Source organism: Acinetobacter sp. I-MWF, from assembly GCF_025433935.1.
Lineage (GTDB): Bacteria > Pseudomonadota > Gammaproteobacteria > Pseudomonadales > Moraxellaceae > Acinetobacter > Acinetobacter guillouiae.
In genome coordinates this window covers 1,657,722-1,677,024 of record NZ_JAMBAR010000001.1, presented here as the reverse complement: position 1 = coordinate 1,677,024, position 19,303 = coordinate 1,657,722, and the positions used below count along the sequence as shown (strand labels likewise).

Below are 19,303 nucleotides of genomic sequence, written 5' to 3'. Positions count from 1 at the left end.
ATTTTAGTTTTATAACAATAAAATATAGTTTTACTATATTATCGCATTTTTACGTAAGAGGTTCCATCAAAACACGCCACCACTATCCCCACCGCTTCACGGGTAAACAGACCATTTTCGACCACACCCGGAATTCGATTAAGCTCAATCTCTAATGGTGATGGATCTTTGATTATTGGCCCACAATGGCAGTCTAGAATAAAATGACCACTGTCTGTCACGACGGGTTGCCCATCACGCATTCGACGTTCAATCCGTATATTGTCAATACCATGTTCTCTAAGTACACGTTTAACCATTGCTAAGGTTTGCTTCCATGCAAATTGCACCACCTCAACTGGAAGCGGAAAGCCACCCAAACAATCGACAATCTTGGTTTCATCACAAATACAGATCATTTGTTTAGAAGCGTGTGCGATGATCTTCTCCCAAAGCAAACAAGCACCACCACCTTTGATCATATTAAACTGGTGATCAACTTCATCTGGACCATCAATGGTCAGATCAATTTCACCGATCTCATTGGGATCCGTGATTTCAATCCCCACCTGTTGTGCCACCTCAATGGTTGAACAAGAAGTGGTGGTACACGTCAGGGTTAATCCATGTTCTCGGATGTGTGCACCCAACTCTCGAACAAAAAAATGCGACGTCGTTCCAGAACCTAAGCCCAATTTCATACCATCATGGATAAAATCCTGAATTACTCGGCGTCCTGCTACTTTTTTTGCTTCATCCTGTTGATTACTCATTCAGTACTCCTGTTACTTACGCAGCTTCACTGCTGTTTTTTAATCGATCAAATCTTATCCGTGTGCCATAAATCAAGCGCCGGCAATTGATCAGGAAATTGACTACCACTTGCGATTGCAATGGCAGTGACTAACATATTGGTCACCAGATGATGGTTCAGACGTGAAGCCAACGGCGTCATAAGCTCAGTATGCTCATAAGGCTGCACGGCAATCAGCACATCTGAAATCTGCGCCAATGGACTATCATGTGCCGTAATCGAAACCACTTTTGCACCACGTTTACGAGCAATGCTAGCAATCTCAACCATTTTCCGCGTATGTCCAGACTGCGAATAAATCAAAATAACTTCTTCAGGTCTGGCGCTATCGGCATGAATACGTTGGTGCTTTGTACCAAGCAAGGCCTGACAGCGGATACCCAGTCGTTGAAATTTATGTTCTGCATCCACAGCATTGATTTCAGACATTCCTGTGGCATAAATGCCAACCCAATTTGCTGCTTGTAGGCAACCTGCTCCCGCCGTGATTTGCTCTGGCACTAAATCTTCAGCCAAGCGCTGAATTGCATTCAGTGAATTACGGCAGGTTTTCCGCACAATATTTTCAATACTATCATTGGGAATAATTTGCTCATAAGCAAATGGTGCAGATGGCACTAAGCTCTGTGCCAACTGAAGCTTTAAGTCCTGATAGCCCTCAAAACCAAAACGGCGGCAAAAGCGCATAATGGTTGGATCACTGACAGAACAGACTTCAGACAGACTCGCCATACTCATCTGGATCACTTCAGATGGTGATGTCACCACAAAATCAGCCACACGTCGTTCAGCACGATGCATATTTTCACTTTCTTGAAGAATCCGCTGTAACAAACTGACGGTCATACCACCACACTCCTAGCCGCCACTTGACAGCACATCAAATCAAACTTGTAATAAATCCGCCAAACGACTTAAACGTTGCTTGGCAGAAATTTCCACTTCTGGGCCACCGCCCCAAGGTACAACAAAAAAAGGCACATCGGCACCCACTGCGGCTTGTTGATCAATGGGTGTATCGCCAACATAAGCCCAGCCACCAGAAACCAAATTCATCGCGTCCGCCACAGCCAACAAATGTTTTGGATCTGGTTTACAGGCAGGTACCGCATCCGCACCCAAGGCCACATCAAATAATTCAGACAAGCCCAATTGCTGCAACACTTTAGCAGTGATTGCATGGGTTTTGTTGGTACAAATGCCCAATTTTATCCCAGCCGATTTTAACGCCTCAAGATCTTCACGTACGTGTGGAAAAATTCGGGTATGCCCCGCAGGATTGGCCAGATACGCCTGTTGGTAGCATTGTAGAGTTTGCTGTAAGGTGAGTTCGTCATACTTAACACCCAATTCATCTAAAATATCGATAATCAGCCGACGTGGACCATTGCCAAGAAATTTTTCAACAAAATGCGCCTCAAGCTTGGGCCAACCATTTTGAGCAAAGCCAATATTTAAAGCCTCCGCAATATCAGGCGCACTATCAATCAGCGTGCCATCTAAATCAAAGATAAATGCAGAATAAGCAGTCATAAAAAACTCCTGAGAATTATTGGTCAAAAATTGGAGAACTTAATGCGGTAAGCGTTTGCCCCAATACGGGATAGAGACTGCGATACATTTCATGCGCTTGTGCATACACCTCAGCGACTGCCAAATTTGGCTGTTCTCTAGAAATTGCCCGAAAGTTTTTGATTGCACTCTGTGCATCAGGCCAAATCTCCACTGCTAAGCCAGCAACCAATGCAGCACCAAAGGCGGCACCTTCAGCAGCACCATCGGTTGTCACCACCTCACAACCAAATACATCGGCCTGGATTTGTCGCCAAAGAGTAGACTTTGCACCACCCCCAGAAGCTTTAATCACATGCTTTTCAATCCCTAATGGCTGCATTAAGGAATACATATCCGCCAAGGCATGCACCACCCCTTCCATCACAGATCGAGCAACATCACCACAATCATGTCGCGCAGTGAGACCGATAAGCGCACCACGCGCTTTAGGGTCGGCATGTGGGCAACGCTCGCCATACAGATAAGGTAAAAACAATAAGCCCTTTGCACCCGCCGTACTCGCTGTTGCTTTGGCAACAATTTGTTCAAATGAAAGATGTTGCCCGTCAGCAATATGACAAAAATTCTCACGAAACCAATTCATTGCACTGCCAGCATTGAGGGAGACACCCATACAATGCCATTTATCAGCAGCCACATTGCAGAAAACCTGCAAACGACCTTTCGGGTTTTCTTGTGCTGTATCTAAGGCAGCAGCGAGGATCCCACCTGTACCAAGTGTGGTTTGCAATTCACCCGGCTCAATCACCCCAGAACCAAAAGTCTGAATTACCGAATCTCCACCCCCACCCGCAACAGGCAATCCTTCTGGAAGACCAAAGAGTGCTGCGCCTGCTGCTGAGACGCGTCCTGAAATCACTTGTGATTCAAATACCGGTGGGAGTATTGCAGGATCAATTCCTATCTTTTCAATCAAGCCCATCGCCCATTGTCGTGCACGCACATCAAACAAGCCTGTGCCAGAAGCATCAGAAACCTCAGTGGCAATCACCCCAGTCAGACGTAAACGTAAATAATCTTTCGGGTTCAGCATGCTACGCATACGCGCAAACAGTTCAGGCTCATGGCGTTGCATCCAAAGAATTTTGCCACCGGTATAGCCCACCAACATTCTGTTATTGGTTGCCGCAAGCAATCCATCTAAGCCACCAGCAGCCACGACAATATCATCACATTCAGCTTGATTACGTTGATCATTCCATAAAATGGCTGGGCGTAAAACTTGCTGTGAAGCATCAAGTGGAACCAAACCATGCATCTGCCCAGACAAGCCAATACACAATATTTGCACTGGAGGCGCTTTGGCCAATGCCCCTGCGACAGCCTGACGTGCACCCTCCACCCACAATTCAGGATCTTGCTCAGTCCAACCTGGTCGAGGCCTAGACAATGGATAAGTTGCGATATCGGCTGCAACAACTTTTCCTTCAATATCGATCAATAAAGCCTTACATCCTGAAGTTCCTATATCTATCCCTAGAAGTACTTGCATAAATCAATTCTCCACGCCGTGGTGTAAACGAATATGTTTGAAATTAAAATATTCAAGCAGTCCTTCACGACCATGTTCGTAGCCAACGCCACTTTGCTTACGACCACCATAAGCAGCATTCATTATTCCAGCGTCAACGTTATTGATCGCAACATTGCCATAGTCAAGACCCGCTGAAACCCGATGAATTTCTGTCAAATTTTGTGCATAACAATAAGCCGCTAAACCATAAGGCGTATCATTGGCATAGCTGATTGCCTCATCCAAATCATCAAAAGGCGCAACCCCAACCAAAGGACCAAACGTTTCTTCGCTCATGACTTGCATACTATGCTTACAATCCGCGATCACAGTTGGACGAAAAAAATGTCCTTTGGCATATTGAGTCCCCTCTGGTGCTTTACCACCAGCCACCAATCGTGCGCCTTTAGCCAAAGCATCTTGGAGATGGATACGCGTTTTATCCAAAGGCTCAGCAGATGCCATTGCGCCAAGATCAGCGGCTGGATTTTCCAAGCCATTATCGACACTCAATGCATCAGCCGCCGCTGCAAGTTGAGTAACAAACTCCTCATATACTGCGCGATGTACATAGATGCGATTAATCGCAATACAGATTTGCCCACAATTACGGAAGCTACGACGTGCTGCACCTTTGACCGCTGCATCAAGATCGGCACTCGCAGTGACAATCATCGGGCAATTGCCACCCAACTCTAAAGACAGACGTTTCACTTGTGGGCAGCTTTGTTGAATATGCAAACCCACTGCACTTGAGCCTGTAAATGCAATTTTATCCACTTGCGGATGCTCGACCAGTGCCTGCCCCACTTGTGAGCCTTTACCTGTCAATACATTGACTACACCTGCAGGAATACCCGCTGCATGACATTTTTGTGCAATTGCCAAAGCAGTAAATGGCGTCAATTCAGCAGGTTTAATAACGATGCTACATCCAGCAGCAAGGCTGGCACATAATTTCCATCCCACCAACTCAGCGGGATAGTTCCACGGTGTAATTGCAGCAACCACACCAATCGGTTCACGTACCACTAAACTTTGGAATCCTTGTTGATCATTGGGAATAATTTCACCATGCACTCGCGTGGCTTCTTCAGCATAAAAATGACATGCTTCAGCGAGTTTTAGAATTTCACCTTTTGCTTCATTAACAGGTTTGCCTTGTTCCGCTGTCATGATCATTGCCATATTTAAGGCATCTGCAGCAATAAGATCGCCTAAACGATGCAAAGCGATCGCACGCGTTTTTGGCACAAGCTTAGACCATGAAGCAAATGCATGACGTGCAGCAGAAACAGCCGCATCAATCTCATCCGTTGTTGCTGCAGCAATATGACCAATCACCTCACCCGTTGCAGGGTTTAGCACAGGCAAGCGAGACCCTTTGCCTTTAGAAAATGTTCCGTCGATATATAAAGTACTGTCGAGTACAGCGATTGATTCAGCTAAAGCATTATTTTTCATCATTTACTTCACGCCTTCCTATGCGAGTAATCTTGTTATTCATTGTTAAAATATATAGTAATACTATTTTTATGCAAGAATAATTTATAAATTATCTGAAAATCCTTTGGGGAAACATCAAAATCAATAATAAAAATAAAATAATTTACAATTAAAAAACAACTATATAAATACATAATCTATTAATATAAGCGAATAATCTCTGCATATACTCAATACACTACTTGACCAATGCTAAAATTAAAAAGTAGTATTACTAGATAGAACAAATGATAAACAAAGGAAGGATTCTCCATGTTACCCACATCACTCAACAGCGCCAAATTGGTTGGTCGTGTTTGGCTTCCTCACAAAGGGTCATCGGTTGTCATCTTACGTGACAACATAATGATTGATGTCACCGAGTCGGTCATCTCAATGGCTGATTTTCTTGACCATGATCCTGCTGGTCGTTTTGACCAACTCACAGGTGAAGTACTTGGAAGAGTTGAAGATTTGGTGCTTGATCCTACAGAAATGGGTTACCACGCAGATCATCCTTGCTTACTTGCACCCTGTGACTTTCAATCCTTAAAAGCATGTGGGGTTACTTTTGCCAAAAGTATGGTTGAACGTGTCATCGATGAACGAACCTCGGGTGATCCAGCTCGTGCCGAAGCATTACGTCAACGTATAGGTACACTAATCGGCGGCAGTTTATCGAATATTCAAGCAGGTTCTGAACAAGCAGCAGAAGTTAAAGCGACCTTGATCGCTGAAGGTTTATGGTCACAATATCTCGAAGTAGGGATTGGGCCAGATGCCGAAGTCTTCACCAAGTCACAACCCATGTCTGCTGTAGGTTATGGTGCACAAGTGGGGATTAATCGGATTTCAGCATGGAACAACCCTGAGCCAGAAATAGTGTTGGCGGTGGATAGCCAAGGCAATATCCGTGGTGCGACGCTGGGCAATGATGTCAATCTACGTGATGTTGAAGGCCGTTCAGCGCTATTACTCGGCAAGGCAAAAGACAATAATGCATCATGTTCAATTGGCCCATTTATCCGTCTATTTGACTCAGATTTCACCCTTAGCGATATTGAGAATGCCACGCTTCACATGTCTGTAATTGGTGCAGAAGATGGTTTCAGCATGTCGGGACACTCCAATATGGCGGAAATCAGTCGTAAACCTGCGCATCTGGTCGCACAAACCTACAATGACTCGCATCAGTACCCAGATGGCTTTATGTTATTTTTAGGCACAATGTTTGCGCCAACACAAGATCGAGAAGGTCAAGGTTCTGGCTTTACCCATAAACCTGGTGACGTGGTCGAAATCTCAACTCCGCTTTTAGGCACATTACGCAATACTGTTGTTTATGCTGATCAAGCACAACCATGGACTTATGGAACCCGTGCACTGATGCGTAATTTAGTAAAACGAGGAGTGCTCTAATGAAATTAGTGGTCACTGATCAAGCCTTTGGCAATACACGACATGAGCAAGCAGCCGCACAAGTTGCTGGGGCAAGTTTTGCAGCATTTCAATGCCATAATGAAGCAGAAACAGTACAAGCCGTTGCAGGAGCAAATGTAGTACTCAACAACTTTGCACCCATGACCCATCGTGTGATGCAGGCCATGGCAACTGGTGCAACCATTGTACGTTATGGCGTTGGTGTCGATAATGTTGATCTCGTCGCCGCAAAACAACTTGGGATACAGGTATGTAATGTACCTGATTATGGTATTGAAGAAGTCGCTGATCATGCAGCTGCCATGACCTTGATGATGGCACGTAAACTCAATCAGTATGACCAAGGTATCCGCGCAGGTGAATGGAAGATCGACCAAATGGTTACAGGTATTCGTTCGTTGCGTAATACCACTGTAGGTTTAATCGGGCTAGGACGTATTGCGAAAGCTTATGTCTCACGCCTCGCAGCCTTTGGTTGTCATATGATTGGCTTTGACCCATATGTCACTGAAGCGCAAGCAAAAACACTAGGCGTTCACCTGATGTCACAGGATCAAGTGATTTCTTCTGCCCATGTTTTATCGCTACATGTTCCACTGACTCCTGCAACACGTCATTTAATTGATGCGGAGGCGATGGCAAAAATGCCTCAAGGTTCAATCATTATCAATTGCTCAAGAGGTGGACTGATTGATGAATCAGCATTAGCCACAGCCTTAGCCAATGGGCAAATCTCAGGCGCAGGACTCGATGTCTTTGCACAAGAGCCATTACCAGCAGACTCGCCTTTACGTACAGCACCTCATTTAATCATGTCACCACATGCAGCGTTTTTTTCTGATACATCGGTAGATACCTTACAGCGCTTAGCCGCTGAAGAAGCATTACGCAGTTTACGTGGTGAATCGTTACGATGCCCACTCATCACATAAAATGGAAAAGACAAAGAGAAAAGATATGGATTATCGCAAGAAAATGGACTTAAGCAATAAACTGGCACTGGTCACAGGTGCAGGTCAAGGCATAGGCGCAGCAATTGCTGTAGCACTTGCTGCGACAGGCGCCGAAGTTATTTGTACCGACATCTTACTGGATCGTGCAACAACAACTGCACAAGCATTAAAGGCCAAGGGCTATCTTGCACGTGCGGAAAGCTTAGATGTCACGGATAGTGCAGCGATTAACGCGCTTGCTCAAGCATTACCAGCGCTGGATATATTGGTATGTAATGCGGGCATTGTGACGAATACCCCAGCTGAGCACATGACAGATGAGGAGTGGGATAATGTCATCAACATCAACTTGACTGGCATCTTTAAGACTTGTCGTGGCTTTGCCCGTCAAATGCTGGATGCTGGACGAGGGTCGATTATCAATATTGGTTCAATGTCAGGACAGATTGTCAACGTGCCACAACCGCAATGTCACTACAATGCCTCAAAAGCAGGCGTGCATCATTTAACGAAATCTCTTGCGGTTGAATGGGCTCAACGCCATATTCGGGTGAACGCTGTTGCCCCCACCTATATTGAAACACCGTTATTAAAAAACCTTGAAAACCAAGATAACTTAGTCAATCAATGGCTGGATATGACACCGGCTAAACGTATGGGGCAAGCTCATGAAATTGCGTCTATTGTACAATTTCTGGCTTCAGATGCCTCAAGTCTAATCACAGGTTCAATCATTACGGCGGATGCTGGCTATACCTGTATTTAAAATCAACACGCTCAATGCGATCTATTAAGCTTGGGCCTAACTCGAAAATAAAGGAAGATGATCTTATTCAAGCATTGGAACAGAATCAGATTATGGGGTATGGTACATATATAGTGGATCAGCAATCCAGTTGAGCGGCTTGTTGTTTAATCAAGTCGAATAGCCCAAAGCAACTCAAGCCTCATCTGCTTAATTTATCCATTACAGGAGAGATGACTAAAACAACCACTGAAATATAGCAATGATTATTTTCAATGCTATTTCGATATTAAAAAACGATTTAAACAAGAATATCCCAAGGATTAAACGGAATTTAATTGACTGGACAAACAAAGTGAAAATGATGCTGAAAGAGAAAAAATTCTTGTGAATTTATTGAAATTTTCTCTTTTAAAAACTTAACTTATAACCAACTCGCTCAAAACCTATTCATTTTTAAATGCACTGCTTTTAATTGTAAGACTCTAAATGATTAGGTTATTTAAAACAATGAATTGAATCAATGGATGTTGATCTCAATACAGTAAAAATCAATTCTCATGGACAGGAATAACAAGGGAGAACACTATGGCTGGTTTATCAATTTGGCATGTGATCATTTTTGCAATTGTGGTTATTTTATTATTCGGGACCTCTAAGCTTAAAAATATTGGTAAAGATGTTGGCGGCGCAGTCAAAGACTTTAAAAAATCAATGCGTGAGGAAGAAAACATCGCATTGAAAGAGACCAACACGCTTGAACATGAGGAGACCAAGAAACCATCCGACTCAACCATTAACAGCTAAGTTTAGGGATGATATAGATGTTTAATGTTGGAATGTCTGAACTTTTTGTGTTTGGCATTATCGCTCTTCTGGTGCTTGGACCAGAAAAACTGCCAGAGGCCGCTCGTTTCGCGGGGAAATGGTATGCCAAACTCATGCATTTTGTGAACAATGCCAAACAAGATATTGACCGTGAACTCGGGTTATCCGAACTGCGTACGCAAGTCCAACAAGAAATGCAGCGTATGGCCGAGCTTGAACAAAAAATGCAATCCCAACTTGCTGAACTTCGGCAGCAAACAGAGGTAAGCGACGCTAAACAACAGCTACAGAGTAGCGCTACTGAAAAAACAACAAAGTTTAACAGCTTGATTTATTGTGATTTGTTGAGTAATCAAGCGTATTACTCAGTATTTACACCCTATTATTTACAAAACTATTTACAGCATCAACCACCATCTAATGATCATCAGACAGAGCCTAAAGCCTCATCTCCGGTAAAATTAAAGGTGATCGCATGAATACACAGCTCCCTCAATCTTCATCACCCGCTGTGATTGCAAAAAACCTACCGTCTGAAGAACTACAGCAAATGCCACTGATTGAACATTTGGTGGCGCTTCGTCAACATTTGTTTAAAACGGTAGGGGTTCTATTCGCACTATTTTTTTGTTTATTGCCTTTTGCCAATCGAACGTATCAACTACTCTCAGAACCGTTAAGAGCTCAGCTTCCTGCCAATTCATCCATGATCGCAACTGATGTTACTGCAACATTTATGGCGCCATTTAAGCTTAACTTTTTTGTGGCGATTCTGCTGGCAATGCCTTTTATTATTTATCAGCTCTGGAGTTTTATTAAACCCGCACTCTATGAAAAAGAAAGATCACTGGCACTTCCCTTGTTGTTCGGTAGTATCCTATTATTTTACGCAGGGATTGCCTTCGCTTACTTTATTGTACTGCCTTCTATTCTGCACTTTTTCATTAGCGTCTCTCCCGAAACCGTCGCACCCATGACCGATATCAATAGTTATCTCAGCTTTTGTTTAAAGTTATTTTTGGTGTTTGGGGTAACTTTTGAAATTCCAATGATCACACTTTTATTGATTTTGATTGGTGTGGTTAGCACTCAGAGTTTAATTGCAAAACGCCGCTTTATTATAGTGGGCTGTTTTTTTATCGCTATGTTTGTAACACCACCTGATGCAATTTCCATGATTATGCTTGCGATCCCAATGTGGTTATTGTTTGAGTTGGGTTTATTATTTGGAAAATTACTGGAAAAGCGAAGAAAGCTCTAAACTCATCCAACTAGCTTAAAACACTTAACCTAAAATCTGAAACTAAACCCAAAATTTAAACTTAAAAAACTTATAATCAAAGAAATGGCATGCTCATCAATGAGCATGCCATACAAGATTATGCAATTTTAATAATCGGTTTGAGTGTAATACCCTTGTGGCTATCTATCGCAGCTTGATTGATTTCATCAAATGCATAGAATTTTACAAGTTGGTCAAATGGAAATTTCCCTTGTTGATATAAGCGGACTAACTCAGGGATAAATTTCTTGGGTGAACCACTCCCCTCAACGACACCTAAAATGGTTTTCCCACCCAATAACAGATCATTTACATCAAATTGTGCAGTTGTGCCTAATTGAGGTGCACCTACCACGGCGATTTTGCCTAAAATCCCCAGTGCATCAACACCTTGTTTTAATATCTCAGGTCGCCCAGTAGATTCCAATGCAAAGTTGACTCCACCATCAGTAATCTCTTTAATCACCGCCACAGGATCTTGAGTTTTACTATTGATCACATGAGTTGCACCCAATTGTTTTGCCAGCTCCAAACGTGATTCAACAATATCAACAGCAATAATGATCGAAGCACCACACACTTTTGCCGCAAGCAAAGCACTCAGACCAACAGCACCAGCACCCCAAGTCACAAAACTACTGGCCGGTGTCACTTTTAAAGCATTTATACATGCACCAGCACCTGTTTGAATACCACAACCTAGTGGTCCTAATAGTTCAATTGGTACGTCTTTGGTCACTTTAACCGTGTTATTTTCACGACTTAAAGCATAGGTTGCAAAGGAGGATTGGGCAAAAAAATGATCATTAACCACACCATGATCGTGGGTACAAAGTGCATGTTGTCCTTCTGAATCTGCCCCACTAAAATTTCGTCCAAAAAACTCTGAACAATAGGCAGGATTACCAGTATTACATTGGGTACATTTTCCACAATACCCGTAACTTAAGACCACATGATCGCCCACTTGAAGCTCGGTTACATTAGGGCCAATCGCCTCGATAATTCCTGACCCTTCATGTCCAAGAACAGCAGGCAGCGGAACCGGATAATATTGATCACGTACAATCAAATCGGTGTGGCACATTCCTGTAGCAACCACTTTTACCAATACTTCATCACCTTGAGGCTGACGTATTTTTAAAGCTTGCAACTCAAAGTCAGCACCTTTACATGGGGTCACTGCGGCAATAATATCTTTTAATTCACTCATGTTATAACGTCCTGTAATGATTTATTTAATTGTTTAAAAAGGATAATGTGGCGCTTGAGCCTGTACAGTAATCCATTGCCACTGGGTAAATTCATCGGCATTGGCAGGGCCGCCAATACGCGTACCATTACCTGATGAACCAAAACCACCAAATGGATTGACCGTTTCATCATTTACGGTCTGATCGTTGATATGTAGCAAGCCCACTTTGAGCTGTGCACCGAGTTGCAGACCTCGTCCTACATTGGAGGTAATAATGCCTGCTGAAAGCCCATAATCGCCGTCATTGGCTAATTCAATGGCCTGTTCATCTGAGCTAAACGGAATCAACACGGCAACAGGGCCAAAAATCTCTTCACTAAAAATCGAATTATTTGCAGTCACATCGGTCAGTACAGTCGGTTGAAAAAACACCCCATCGGCATGTCCACCGATTTCCAATGTTGCGCCTTCTTTAACCGCAGCACTAACCAATTGTTCTACACGTTGCGCTTGTTTGGCATTGATCAATGGCCCAATGGTGACATTCTTGTCACAAGGATTCCCCACCACAAAATTCTGCACTTTTTCAATGACACGCTGTTTGATCTGTTGATAAATTTTTTGATGAATCAAAATCTTGCCAGAGGTCATACAAATCTGCCCAGAATGTAAAAATGCACCCCATGCAATATTTTCTGCTGCCAACTCAATATCCGCATCATCCAAAATAATCAGTGAGTTTTTCCCACCCAGTTCTAGAGAGACTTTCTTTAAGGTCTTTGCCGCATTCGCCCCAACAATCCGTCCAACTTGGGTTGATCCCGTAAATTGGATACTGGCAATATTTTTATCCAAAGTCAGTGCTTCACCAACTTCTGCCCCACCTGGCAATACATGCAGCAGCCCCTTTGGCAATCCTGCAAGTTCAAAAATCCGTGCAATCACATAGCCACTGCACACTGCTGTACGCTCATCAGGTTTTAACACCACCGCATTACCAAAGGCCAAAGCAGGTGCCACAGCACGTAAAGCTAAGTACAGTGGAAAGTTAAATGGCGAAATGACCCCAACAACACCTAAGGGCAAGCGTTTGGCTATACTTAATTTGCCATTTTGTGTAGGTAATAATGTGCCCTGTTCAGTTGCAGGTGAAGCAATACAATGTTTAAGCACTTGAATCGCAATGCTTACTTCAAAGCCCGCTTTCAGTTGTAATGAACCACTTTCCTTAACCAACCACTCAATCACTTCCGCTTGATTTTCTGTCAGTAAAACAGCAGCTCGCTCAAACACTGCCTGACGTTCTTGGTAATTTAAAGCCCACCACTGTTGTTGAGCGGCTTTGGCTTGTTGTGCAGCACTCACCACATCAGCGGCAGTGGCATAACCGATTTCACCAAGCACTTGACCTGTTGCAACCTCAATCACACTGTAGGTGTCTTGGGCTGACTGCCATGAACCGTTAAATAATTTTTTATCCCAAAGCTCTTTTGTGAATATAGACATTCTGACCTCTTCAAAATTTATTTAGACAATTGCTTTACTGTTCCAACTGCATCCTTGTAAAAATGACGCAATCAATGTGTTACACCTGCTTTAAATTAAAAAATGTAAAAAACACGAAAATTCAAACCGTAATCCTTCTTAAATCCGCTTTCTGTTCGTGTGTCTGAAAGCAACTGCGCACTTAATTGAGTTTTTGCATTCAGCATTTGCTGAAACTCCAATCGCGCTTGTTGCTTTTCCATGTTCTGATCCAGTTTGATTCCATCCAGCTGTTGATCACCCCCATAATTTGCGGCATAACCGAGGGCGATTTTCTGTTTAGAATTCAAGTCGTAACGTAAGTTAAATTGAGTTTGATAGCTGGTCGCTTGTGAAAGTGTTTGATCGCCCTTTCCCGCTTCATCGTTGTCTCCATACCAAATCACATCTTGATAAAGTTCAAAAGCAAGCTTGCCATATAGCGGCTGTACCCATGCCAGTTGAAGATCATACTTAAATCGATTTTCGCCTAAATTCACCGCGTCATTTCGATCATATTGCCCAAGTGGCAGATAAATAAATGGGGTAAATGCCAGATAACGACCCGATGAACCTTGTTCAGGTTGATTAATCAACCAAAAAGCAGAAGCAATCACTGGATCTGCAAAACCTGAGGCATTGTTTAAATCAGTATCACCAATTTGCGTATGCCGTATTGTTCCAAATGGTAAAATTATTTGAGGTGTTGCACGTAAACCAGCGATGTCGGTGTAATGAATTAAGCGTGCAATACCGATATCCGATTTAGATTCAGCTCTGGTTTTTTCACCATTTTGGTAATAACCCTCCATTTGACTATGTTGATAATAGAACACACCTGCATTGGTCCCTTTTGGCAATGCTGTATAATCCCCCACATTTACATCTATCGCATGGCTATACTGTACAAACATGCCACTCAACATAAGAAGCAGGCTATTTTTATTGCTAAAACACATCATCTATTCCCTTTAGTTTCAAGCATCCTTTTCACTACTCATTGCACTTGTTTAAATTTTGAATCAAAAATCAATCGATTTATCCATGACGAATCGACCATCTACACTTAATAAATCGATTGATAGATTTGTTTTAATCAAATATGAGCCATAGAATATTTGCAGTTAGCGTGCCAATATTTTTATAATTAATAATCATAGACTTAAAATAAACCCACATTCCCAATGTCCAATAAATGGACAGCATTGAGAATACACTGTCCAATCAATGGACAATCACTGGGGGGCCTAAAACAAGGATGAGGGTTAGCGATGTTGACGAGTAGATGAAATATTCTCTAAACAATTAAATATGGCGTTTGTTAAACTGGTCGTGAACGATAAAGCAAAATTATGTTAGTAAGACAAAAATTAAAATATAAGTTATTAAAAAACACATATGACTAATTCTTAAATTTACTATTTTAATAAATCGTACGATCAGAACATGAAAGCTATAAAAAGACTGTCATGAATTTGAGTAAATAAATTTAAATTATTAAATATAATTAATAACTCTATTAAATTTGTCTTAATAGTTCGTTTTATGTTTTAATCGCTATGTTCTTCATTCAATAACAATAATTGGACTAAGTATGACGAAACCTAAATTTTTACATGAATTACCAATTGAACAGTTAAAACAGATGTCTCAACAAGACATAAAGCAAACAATAAAAGCAGAACAGCTTTATTTTCGACATAGGCCGAAAAAGATCTATTACCTTGCAGTAAATGGGGCTAAAAGCAAAAATGGTGGATTAGTTAAAGCGAGTTTATTGGTAGAAAGCTACTTAGAGAGTGGTGATGAGATTGTCGATAGCCCTAACAACTCTGTAGCTATAAATATCTTTATCAGTGATAAGGCCCCTGAAGGCTTTTTGTACCAAGAAGGTGTTAATCATGGCTAAAGGTTTTGCAATTCATAACTCTATGACAAATCATGGAGGAATCATTCAAGCAACACAACAAAGAACCTCTCAAATGGGAAATCTATTTCTACGAGCTGGAGATGGTCACTTTTGCCCTAAGTGCAAATGTTGGTCTGAAATTGTTAAAAGCCATGATCATATTATTATGGATGGCAAAGCTGTTGCTTATGTTGACGACTTATTGACTTGTGGAGCTAAAATTTTACCGAAACAAGATCATGTTGTTGGAACAAGTCAAGGGGAAAACTATAGTAAGAATACAAACTCATCAAGCTTTTTAGCTCAAGGCTTAACTCTATATTCAGGTCAATATCAGTTAGTAAATAATTCAAATAATCAACCATATAGCAATGTAAAATACATTGTTACCTATGCTGATGGTCGTACTATTGAAGGTGTCACTGATGAAAATGGCATGACAGAAAAACTAGAACTTACAGAAAAAGCAGAAGACATTGAAATTAAACTTTTTGAGGCTGATTCATGGTAGATCGATATCAGACTACAACAACCAAAATTGCAAAAGTAGAAATTGTAAAATTAAAATCACCTACTCGCCTCGTCCTATACGGTGGTGCCCGATCTCTTGGAGATAATGGGGCTTTTTTTCATGCCTCTAAAAATGTGATTGCTGATTATAAAAATGATCTACCTGTGAAATCTTATTTTATTTCAAATGGAATGAGGCAGTTTATTGATCTAATAAATGTTCAACCTGAAAATTCCATTCAATCTTTAGACGTTTTTAGCCATGGTTCTGATCTAGGTCTTTATAGTGTGATTGGTGCTTCTTTAAAAAAATCAATGACATTTGAATATTCTCAGTCAAATAATTTATCATCTAATTTATATAGAAATAGATCAACAAAATTGGATCAATATGAATTTTTTGGTGGAGCTAATTGGAGAAATTCATTCATTATTTCAGACATTAATTTTAAAGTTTTTACAAATGAATCAAAAATAGAAATACATGGTTGTAATAGTGCATTTGATGGAGAGCTAGACACTCTTAGCTCTTTAATATCAGTTGCTTTATTCAAAGCTGGTAAAAAAAGAAGTGTTGTTATTGGGCATGCGGATTTTGCTAGTCCAAATAGAGGGGGGACAAAGGATATGTCTAAACAAGATTATCGACATGAGACACGAATAATTTATAATAATGGTAAAGTCATTGCTAAAACACGCAGAGAAGGTCGTCTTTCAGCCGAATTTATAAAAAAAGCTTTAGGTGGGTAAATCCATGGAAAATTATGAATACTGGGTTAACGTTTATTCTGCTGTTTTTTCAATATTAATTATATCTTTAAGCTTAAATTCTATTATTTTTATAAAAGATAAAATTAATAAAGTACTCTCTTTTTTTGTCTTTACTGGTCTATATTCTTTAATTTTAAGCTACTTTTACGTTTATTCTGCTGTTTTTTCAATATTAATTATATCTTTAAGCTTAAATTCTATTATTTTTATAAAAGATAAAATTAATAAAGTACTCTCTTTTTTTGTCTTTACTGGTCTATATTCTTTAATTTTAAGCTACTTTTTTGAGAAATCTTCAATTGGTTATACACAACAAGAACTTTTACCAACGTTTATTTATAAAGGATATAATTCTCATATATTCCAAGGGAATACATATTTGTTAATAACTTTAGTCCTTTTCATTCTATTAATTATAAGACTATTAATTAATAGAAAAACCCACATGGACAAGTAAAGGATTGATCATCTTGAATTTTTCAGGCTCTCTTTCAGCTGAATTTATAAAAAATGCACGAGAGGACTGAATAAAAAATTACAATTAATTGCCAATATATTTATATATCGTTGTTCTTGAGATATTTAAGCGCTTCGCTGTCCTTGCGATATTGCCATTTTCTTCTTGTAATACCTGCACAATCATTTGCTTGGTCAAGCTATTTAAGTTTTTATTTTCATCTAATATCAATTGCTTACTTTGCTGCTGAATCGCTAAATCAGCTTCAGGTAAATATAAATGATTTAAAATTTCACTGTCTTTAAACGCTGCAGATAGCTTCACCACATGAATTAATTCACGAATATTTCCTTCCCATGTGTGCCTATCAAATTGTTGCTCTACATGGCTCGACCATTGCGCTATACCAAATTGATCCAGAACGTGGTGTAAAATGATCTGTTTATCTTGACGTAAACGTAAGGGTTGTAAATGTACCTGAAAACCGCAAATACGATAATATAAATCACGGCGGAATGACTGCTGTTGTATTTTACTTTTTAAATCCTGATGTGTTGCACATAACAGTTTAAATGCTGACTTGATCGGTTTACGTCCTCCGACCCGATAGAACTGCTGATCTTGTAACACTCTTAAAATTTTTACTTGTAAATGTAACGGCAAATCACCAATCTCATCGAGAAAGAGTATGCCTTGATCCGCCAGTTCAATTAAACCTTTTTCGCCTTGCCGTTTAGCACCTGTGAAAGCGCCGCCTTCATAACCAAATAATTCTGCTTCAAGCAAATGATCTGGTATTGCACCGCAATTAATTGAAATAAAAGGTAAATCCACATCGAGCTTCTGATGTAACTGCTGAGCAAAATGATCCTTACCTGTGCCAGTTTCTCCGGTAATCAATACAGGAATATCAGCTTTTAATGCTTTCAGCGCTTGATCAAGCAAATGCTGTGTCGTGATTTTGCTTGTTTTATTCTGCAACTGCCCATTCACACTACGTAGCTGGGCATAAAAAAACGCATGGTCAAAACTTTGAATTAAAAAACAATCACTCGAATTTAATGGATTCAAATGCTCAGTGAGTAAAAAATGATCCATTGGTTGCTGCAACAATTGCTCAATAGAACAATTCAGCAATTTCAACGCCATTTGGTTGGCTTTGAGGATTTTTCCTGAATGATCCAATACGATCATGCCCGTATAGGCATTGTCCAGTAAATCTTTGGAATGTTGAAAATAAAGGACCCGTTGATCAGGTTGTAGCGCTGCCTGAATAATCTTATTTTCCAAAATATAACTTTGGTAAAGTAAGTGACGCAACCAATTGCTCGCCAAAAGCCTTTGTGGTGAAGTGATATCTAAAGCGCCGAGCACATCACCACAGCCATTGAATATCGGAACCGATGCACAAGAATAATTCGAAAATTCATCTAGATAATGTTGATGCCCTGTCATGATCATAGGCTGTTTAGACATCACACTACATGTCGGTGCAATCGCACCAAACACGGAGGGCTCAATAATACGACCCGTGCATAAATAATGATATTGATCATCTAAATCAGGATTGTGACGTTCAGCAATAATTTTAAGCTGATGATTAATTAAGAAAACGATAACATCTTGTTGCCCAAATAAGCGCCAGACATCATTTAATACACCTTCAGCCAATGCAGCTAATTTTATATCACCCTGTGAAAGGTCAGCGACAGGAAACTCGTCTAAGTCAGTGATTTTGGAGAAAGGGCTTAAGCCCGAATTTTTTGCACTTTCCCAAAGCTGTAAAATGGGTGAATCTCGTTGCACAATCTCTGGCAGTTCTCCAGTATTGTAAAAGTTATATTTAATATTTTGCCAAGAAAATTCAGATAACCCATCCATAAGCCTATTCCAAATCCAGCAGTTGCTTTCGATCATCCCGTTGATGATCCTAATATAAAATCACCCTCTCTAGAATATGACAAGGGCTAAATACAAATAAATATGTAGCGCAAAATCTGCACCGTCACAAAATCCCATACGGAGATTTAAAATAAATATTCATGTAAATCAATTACCTTGAACATTGCATACTGTCTTTAAATGCCGCTTAGACTTCATTTTTAAAGATTATTTTTCAATCTAAATCAAATCAAACAATATTTTTGGGGTCTGTTGAGAATTCGTCTATGTTTGCGACTATGTGTGTTTTTTAGGCGATACTAGGCGCGAAATACGAAATTTAGTCATTCTAAATGATGAGAAACATCGTTTCGCAAGGTAACACGTAGCGGCAAAAAACACGCTAGTCCCCCGCTGCGCCTTGCGCTGCAAACAAAGCAGT

Annotated in this window: 19 protein-coding genes; 10 read left to right on the top strand and 9 right to left on the bottom strand. The window is 40.6% G+C overall.

Annotation, left to right across the window (positions count from 1 at the left end; genetic code table 11):
* Positions 1–38: 38 nt before the first annotated feature.
* Genes rpiA through M2R48_RS07760 form a run of 5 tightly spaced genes read right to left on the bottom strand, consistent with a single transcriptional unit; the run spans position 39 to position 5,348 of the window.
* Positions 39–752 carry a ribose 5-phosphate isomerase A gene (gene rpiA, locus M2R48_RS07780; RefSeq protein ID WP_262085681.1) on the bottom strand — a complete coding sequence of 238 codons (714 nt, stop codon included), beginning with the start codon at positions 750–752 and terminating at the stop codon, positions 39–41.
* 47 nt (positions 753–799) lie between these two features.
* The gene (locus M2R48_RS07775) at positions 800–1,639 is read right to left on the bottom strand and encodes a MurR/RpiR family transcriptional regulator (protein ID WP_004721513.1); all 840 of its coding nucleotides are present in this window, start codon (positions 1,637–1,639) and stop codon (positions 800–802) included.
* Between the two features lie 39 nt (positions 1,640–1,678).
* Positions 1,679–2,326: an HAD family hydrolase gene (locus M2R48_RS07770; protein WP_262085680.1), complete on the bottom strand. Its 648-nt coding sequence runs from the start codon at positions 2,324–2,326 to the stop codon at positions 1,679–1,681.
* Positions 2,327–2,342: 16 nt separating this feature from the next.
* Positions 2,343–3,860, bottom strand: coding sequence for a xylulokinase (xylB, locus tag M2R48_RS07765; RefSeq protein ID WP_262085679.1), 1,518 nt, complete (start codon positions 3,858–3,860; stop codon positions 2,343–2,345).
* Positions 3,861–3,863: 3 nt separating this feature from the next.
* Complete coding sequence (locus M2R48_RS07760; protein WP_262085677.1) at positions 3,864–5,348, bottom strand: aldehyde dehydrogenase family protein; 1,485 nt, start codon at positions 5,346–5,348, stop codon at positions 3,864–3,866.
* A gap of 291 nt (positions 5,349–5,639) precedes the next feature.
* Here M2R48_RS07760 and M2R48_RS07755 point away from each other — a divergent pair, with 291 nt between their 5' ends.
* From M2R48_RS07755 to tatC, 6 genes are all read left to right on the top strand, one after another.
* Complete coding sequence (locus M2R48_RS07755; RefSeq protein ID WP_262085676.1) at positions 5,640–6,785, top strand: fumarylacetoacetate hydrolase family protein; 1,146 nt, start codon at positions 5,640–5,642, stop codon at positions 6,783–6,785.
* Entirely contained in the window at positions 6,785–7,738 is a 954-nt protein-coding gene (locus M2R48_RS07750) for a C-terminal binding protein (protein WP_262085675.1), read from the top strand. Before M2R48_RS07755 ends, M2R48_RS07750 begins: the two co-directional genes overlap by 1 nt.
* A 25-nt stretch (positions 7,739–7,763) precedes the next feature.
* Positions 7,764–8,525 carry an SDR family NAD(P)-dependent oxidoreductase gene (locus M2R48_RS07745; RefSeq protein WP_262085674.1) on the top strand — a complete coding sequence of 254 codons (762 nt, stop codon included), beginning with the start codon at positions 7,764–7,766 and terminating at the stop codon, positions 8,523–8,525.
* 567 nt (positions 8,526–9,092) lie between these two features.
* Positions 9,093–9,311, top strand: a complete 219-nt coding sequence (gene tatA / locus M2R48_RS07740) for a Sec-independent protein translocase subunit TatA (protein WP_004721526.1) — start codon at positions 9,093–9,095, stop codon at positions 9,309–9,311.
* A 17-nt stretch (positions 9,312–9,328) separates the two neighbouring features.
* On the top strand, positions 9,329–9,811 hold the full coding sequence (gene tatB / locus M2R48_RS07735) for a Sec-independent protein translocase protein TatB (RefSeq protein WP_262085673.1): 483 nt from the start codon (positions 9,329–9,331) through the stop codon (positions 9,809–9,811).
* Positions 9,808–10,593 carry a twin-arginine translocase subunit TatC gene (gene tatC / locus M2R48_RS07730; RefSeq protein WP_262085672.1) on the top strand — a complete coding sequence of 262 codons (786 nt, stop codon included), beginning with the start codon at positions 9,808–9,810 and terminating at the stop codon, positions 10,591–10,593. Before tatB ends, tatC begins: the two co-directional genes overlap by 4 nt.
* Positions 10,594–10,711: 118 nt before the next feature.
* On the opposite strand, the gene M2R48_RS07725 is transcribed toward tatC, so the two are convergent.
* The 3 genes from M2R48_RS07725 to M2R48_RS07715 form a co-directional block, all read right to left on the bottom strand.
* Positions 10,712–11,827 carry an NAD(P)-dependent alcohol dehydrogenase gene (locus M2R48_RS07725; RefSeq protein WP_262085671.1) on the bottom strand — a complete coding sequence of 372 codons (1,116 nt, stop codon included), beginning with the start codon at positions 11,825–11,827 and terminating at the stop codon, positions 10,712–10,714.
* A 33-nt stretch (positions 11,828–11,860) separates the two neighbouring features.
* A complete protein-coding gene (locus M2R48_RS07720; protein WP_262085670.1) occupies positions 11,861–13,315 on the bottom strand; it encodes a benzaldehyde dehydrogenase in 1,455 nt (484 codons plus the stop codon).
* A gap of 95 nt (positions 13,316–13,410) precedes the next feature.
* On the bottom strand, positions 13,411–14,292 hold the full coding sequence (locus M2R48_RS07715) for a transporter (protein WP_315972854.1): 882 nt from the start codon (positions 14,290–14,292) through the stop codon (positions 13,411–13,413).
* Between the two features lie 635 nt (positions 14,293–14,927).
* On the opposite strand from M2R48_RS07715, the gene M2R48_RS07710 reads away from it, so the two are divergent.
* The 4 genes from M2R48_RS07710 to M2R48_RS07695 are packed head-to-tail and all read left to right on the top strand — an operon-like array spanning position 14,928 to position 16,980.
* Entirely contained in the window at positions 14,928–15,242 is a 315-nt protein-coding gene (locus M2R48_RS07710) for a hypothetical protein (RefSeq protein ID WP_262085667.1), read from the top strand.
* A complete protein-coding gene (locus M2R48_RS07705) occupies positions 15,235–15,753 on the top strand; it encodes a PAAR domain-containing protein (RefSeq protein ID WP_262085666.1) in 519 nt (172 codons plus the stop codon). Before M2R48_RS07710 ends, M2R48_RS07705 begins: the two co-directional genes overlap by 8 nt.
* Complete coding sequence (locus M2R48_RS07700) at positions 15,747–16,502, top strand: hypothetical protein (protein ID WP_262085663.1); 756 nt, start codon at positions 15,747–15,749, stop codon at positions 16,500–16,502. The genes M2R48_RS07705 and M2R48_RS07700 overlap by 7 nt, the downstream gene beginning before the upstream one ends.
* 4 nt (positions 16,503–16,506) lie before the next feature.
* The gene (locus tag M2R48_RS07695) at positions 16,507–16,980 is read left to right on the top strand and encodes a hypothetical protein (protein ID WP_262085662.1); all 474 of its coding nucleotides are present in this window, start codon (positions 16,507–16,509) and stop codon (positions 16,978–16,980) included.
* 84 nt (positions 16,981–17,064) lie between these two features.
* Here M2R48_RS07695 and M2R48_RS07690 read toward each other — a convergent pair whose 3' ends face one another.
* Positions 17,065–18,861: a sigma-54-dependent Fis family transcriptional regulator gene (locus M2R48_RS07690; protein ID WP_262085661.1), complete on the bottom strand. Its 1,797-nt coding sequence runs from the start codon at positions 18,859–18,861 to the stop codon at positions 17,065–17,067.
* Positions 18,862–19,303: the final 442 nt, after the last annotated feature.

Excerpts from the sequence above, each read along its gene's own strand:
- M2R48_RS07745 (WP_262085674.1), top strand. The coding sequence starts at position 7,764 with ATGGATTATCGCAAGAAAATGGACTTAAGCAATAAACTGGCACTGGTC.
- M2R48_RS07770 (WP_262085680.1), bottom strand. The coding sequence starts at position 2,326 with ATGACTGCTTATTCTGCATTTATCTTTGATTTAGATGGCACGCTGATT.
- M2R48_RS07720 (WP_262085670.1), bottom strand. The coding sequence starts at position 13,315 with ATGTCTATATTCACAAAAGAGCTTTGGGATAAAAAATTATTTAACGGT.
- M2R48_RS07715 (WP_315972854.1), bottom strand. The coding sequence starts at position 14,292 with ATGTGTTTTAGCAATAAAAATAGCCTGCTTCTTATGTTGAGTGGCATG.
- M2R48_RS07705 (WP_262085666.1), top strand. The coding sequence starts at position 15,235 with ATGGCTAAAGGTTTTGCAATTCATAACTCTATGACAAATCATGGAGGA.
- M2R48_RS07710 (WP_262085667.1), top strand. The coding sequence starts at position 14,928 with ATGACGAAACCTAAATTTTTACATGAATTACCAATTGAACAGTTAAAA.
- M2R48_RS07690 (WP_262085661.1), bottom strand. The coding sequence starts at position 18,861 with ATGGATGGGTTATCTGAATTTTCTTGGCAAAATATTAAATATAACTTT.
- tatA (WP_004721526.1), top strand. The coding sequence starts at position 9,093 with ATGGCTGGTTTATCAATTTGGCATGTGATCATTTTTGCAATTGTGGTT.
- M2R48_RS07725 (WP_262085671.1), bottom strand. The coding sequence starts at position 11,827 with ATGAGTGAATTAAAAGATATTATTGCCGCAGTGACCCCATGTAAAGGT.
- tatC (WP_262085672.1), top strand. The coding sequence starts at position 9,808 with ATGAATACACAGCTCCCTCAATCTTCATCACCCGCTGTGATTGCAAAA.
- M2R48_RS07760 (WP_262085677.1), bottom strand. The coding sequence starts at position 5,348 with ATGATGAAAAATAATGCTTTAGCTGAATCAATCGCTGTACTCGACAGT.
- tatB (WP_262085673.1), top strand. The coding sequence starts at position 9,329 with ATGTTTAATGTTGGAATGTCTGAACTTTTTGTGTTTGGCATTATCGCT.
- xylB (WP_262085679.1), bottom strand. The coding sequence starts at position 3,860 with ATGCAAGTACTTCTAGGGATAGATATAGGAACTTCAGGATGTAAGGCT.
- M2R48_RS07750 (WP_262085675.1), top strand. The coding sequence starts at position 6,785 with ATGAAATTAGTGGTCACTGATCAAGCCTTTGGCAATACACGACATGAG.
- M2R48_RS07755 (WP_262085676.1), top strand. The coding sequence starts at position 5,640 with ATGTTACCCACATCACTCAACAGCGCCAAATTGGTTGGTCGTGTTTGG.
- M2R48_RS07695 (WP_262085662.1), top strand. The coding sequence starts at position 16,507 with ATGGAAAATTATGAATACTGGGTTAACGTTTATTCTGCTGTTTTTTCA.
- M2R48_RS07700 (WP_262085663.1), top strand. The coding sequence starts at position 15,747 with ATGGTAGATCGATATCAGACTACAACAACCAAAATTGCAAAAGTAGAA.
- rpiA (WP_262085681.1), bottom strand. The coding sequence starts at position 752 with ATGAGTAATCAACAGGATGAAGCAAAAAAAGTAGCAGGACGCCGAGTA.
- M2R48_RS07775 (WP_004721513.1), bottom strand. The coding sequence starts at position 1,639 with ATGACCGTCAGTTTGTTACAGCGGATTCTTCAAGAAAGTGAAAATATG.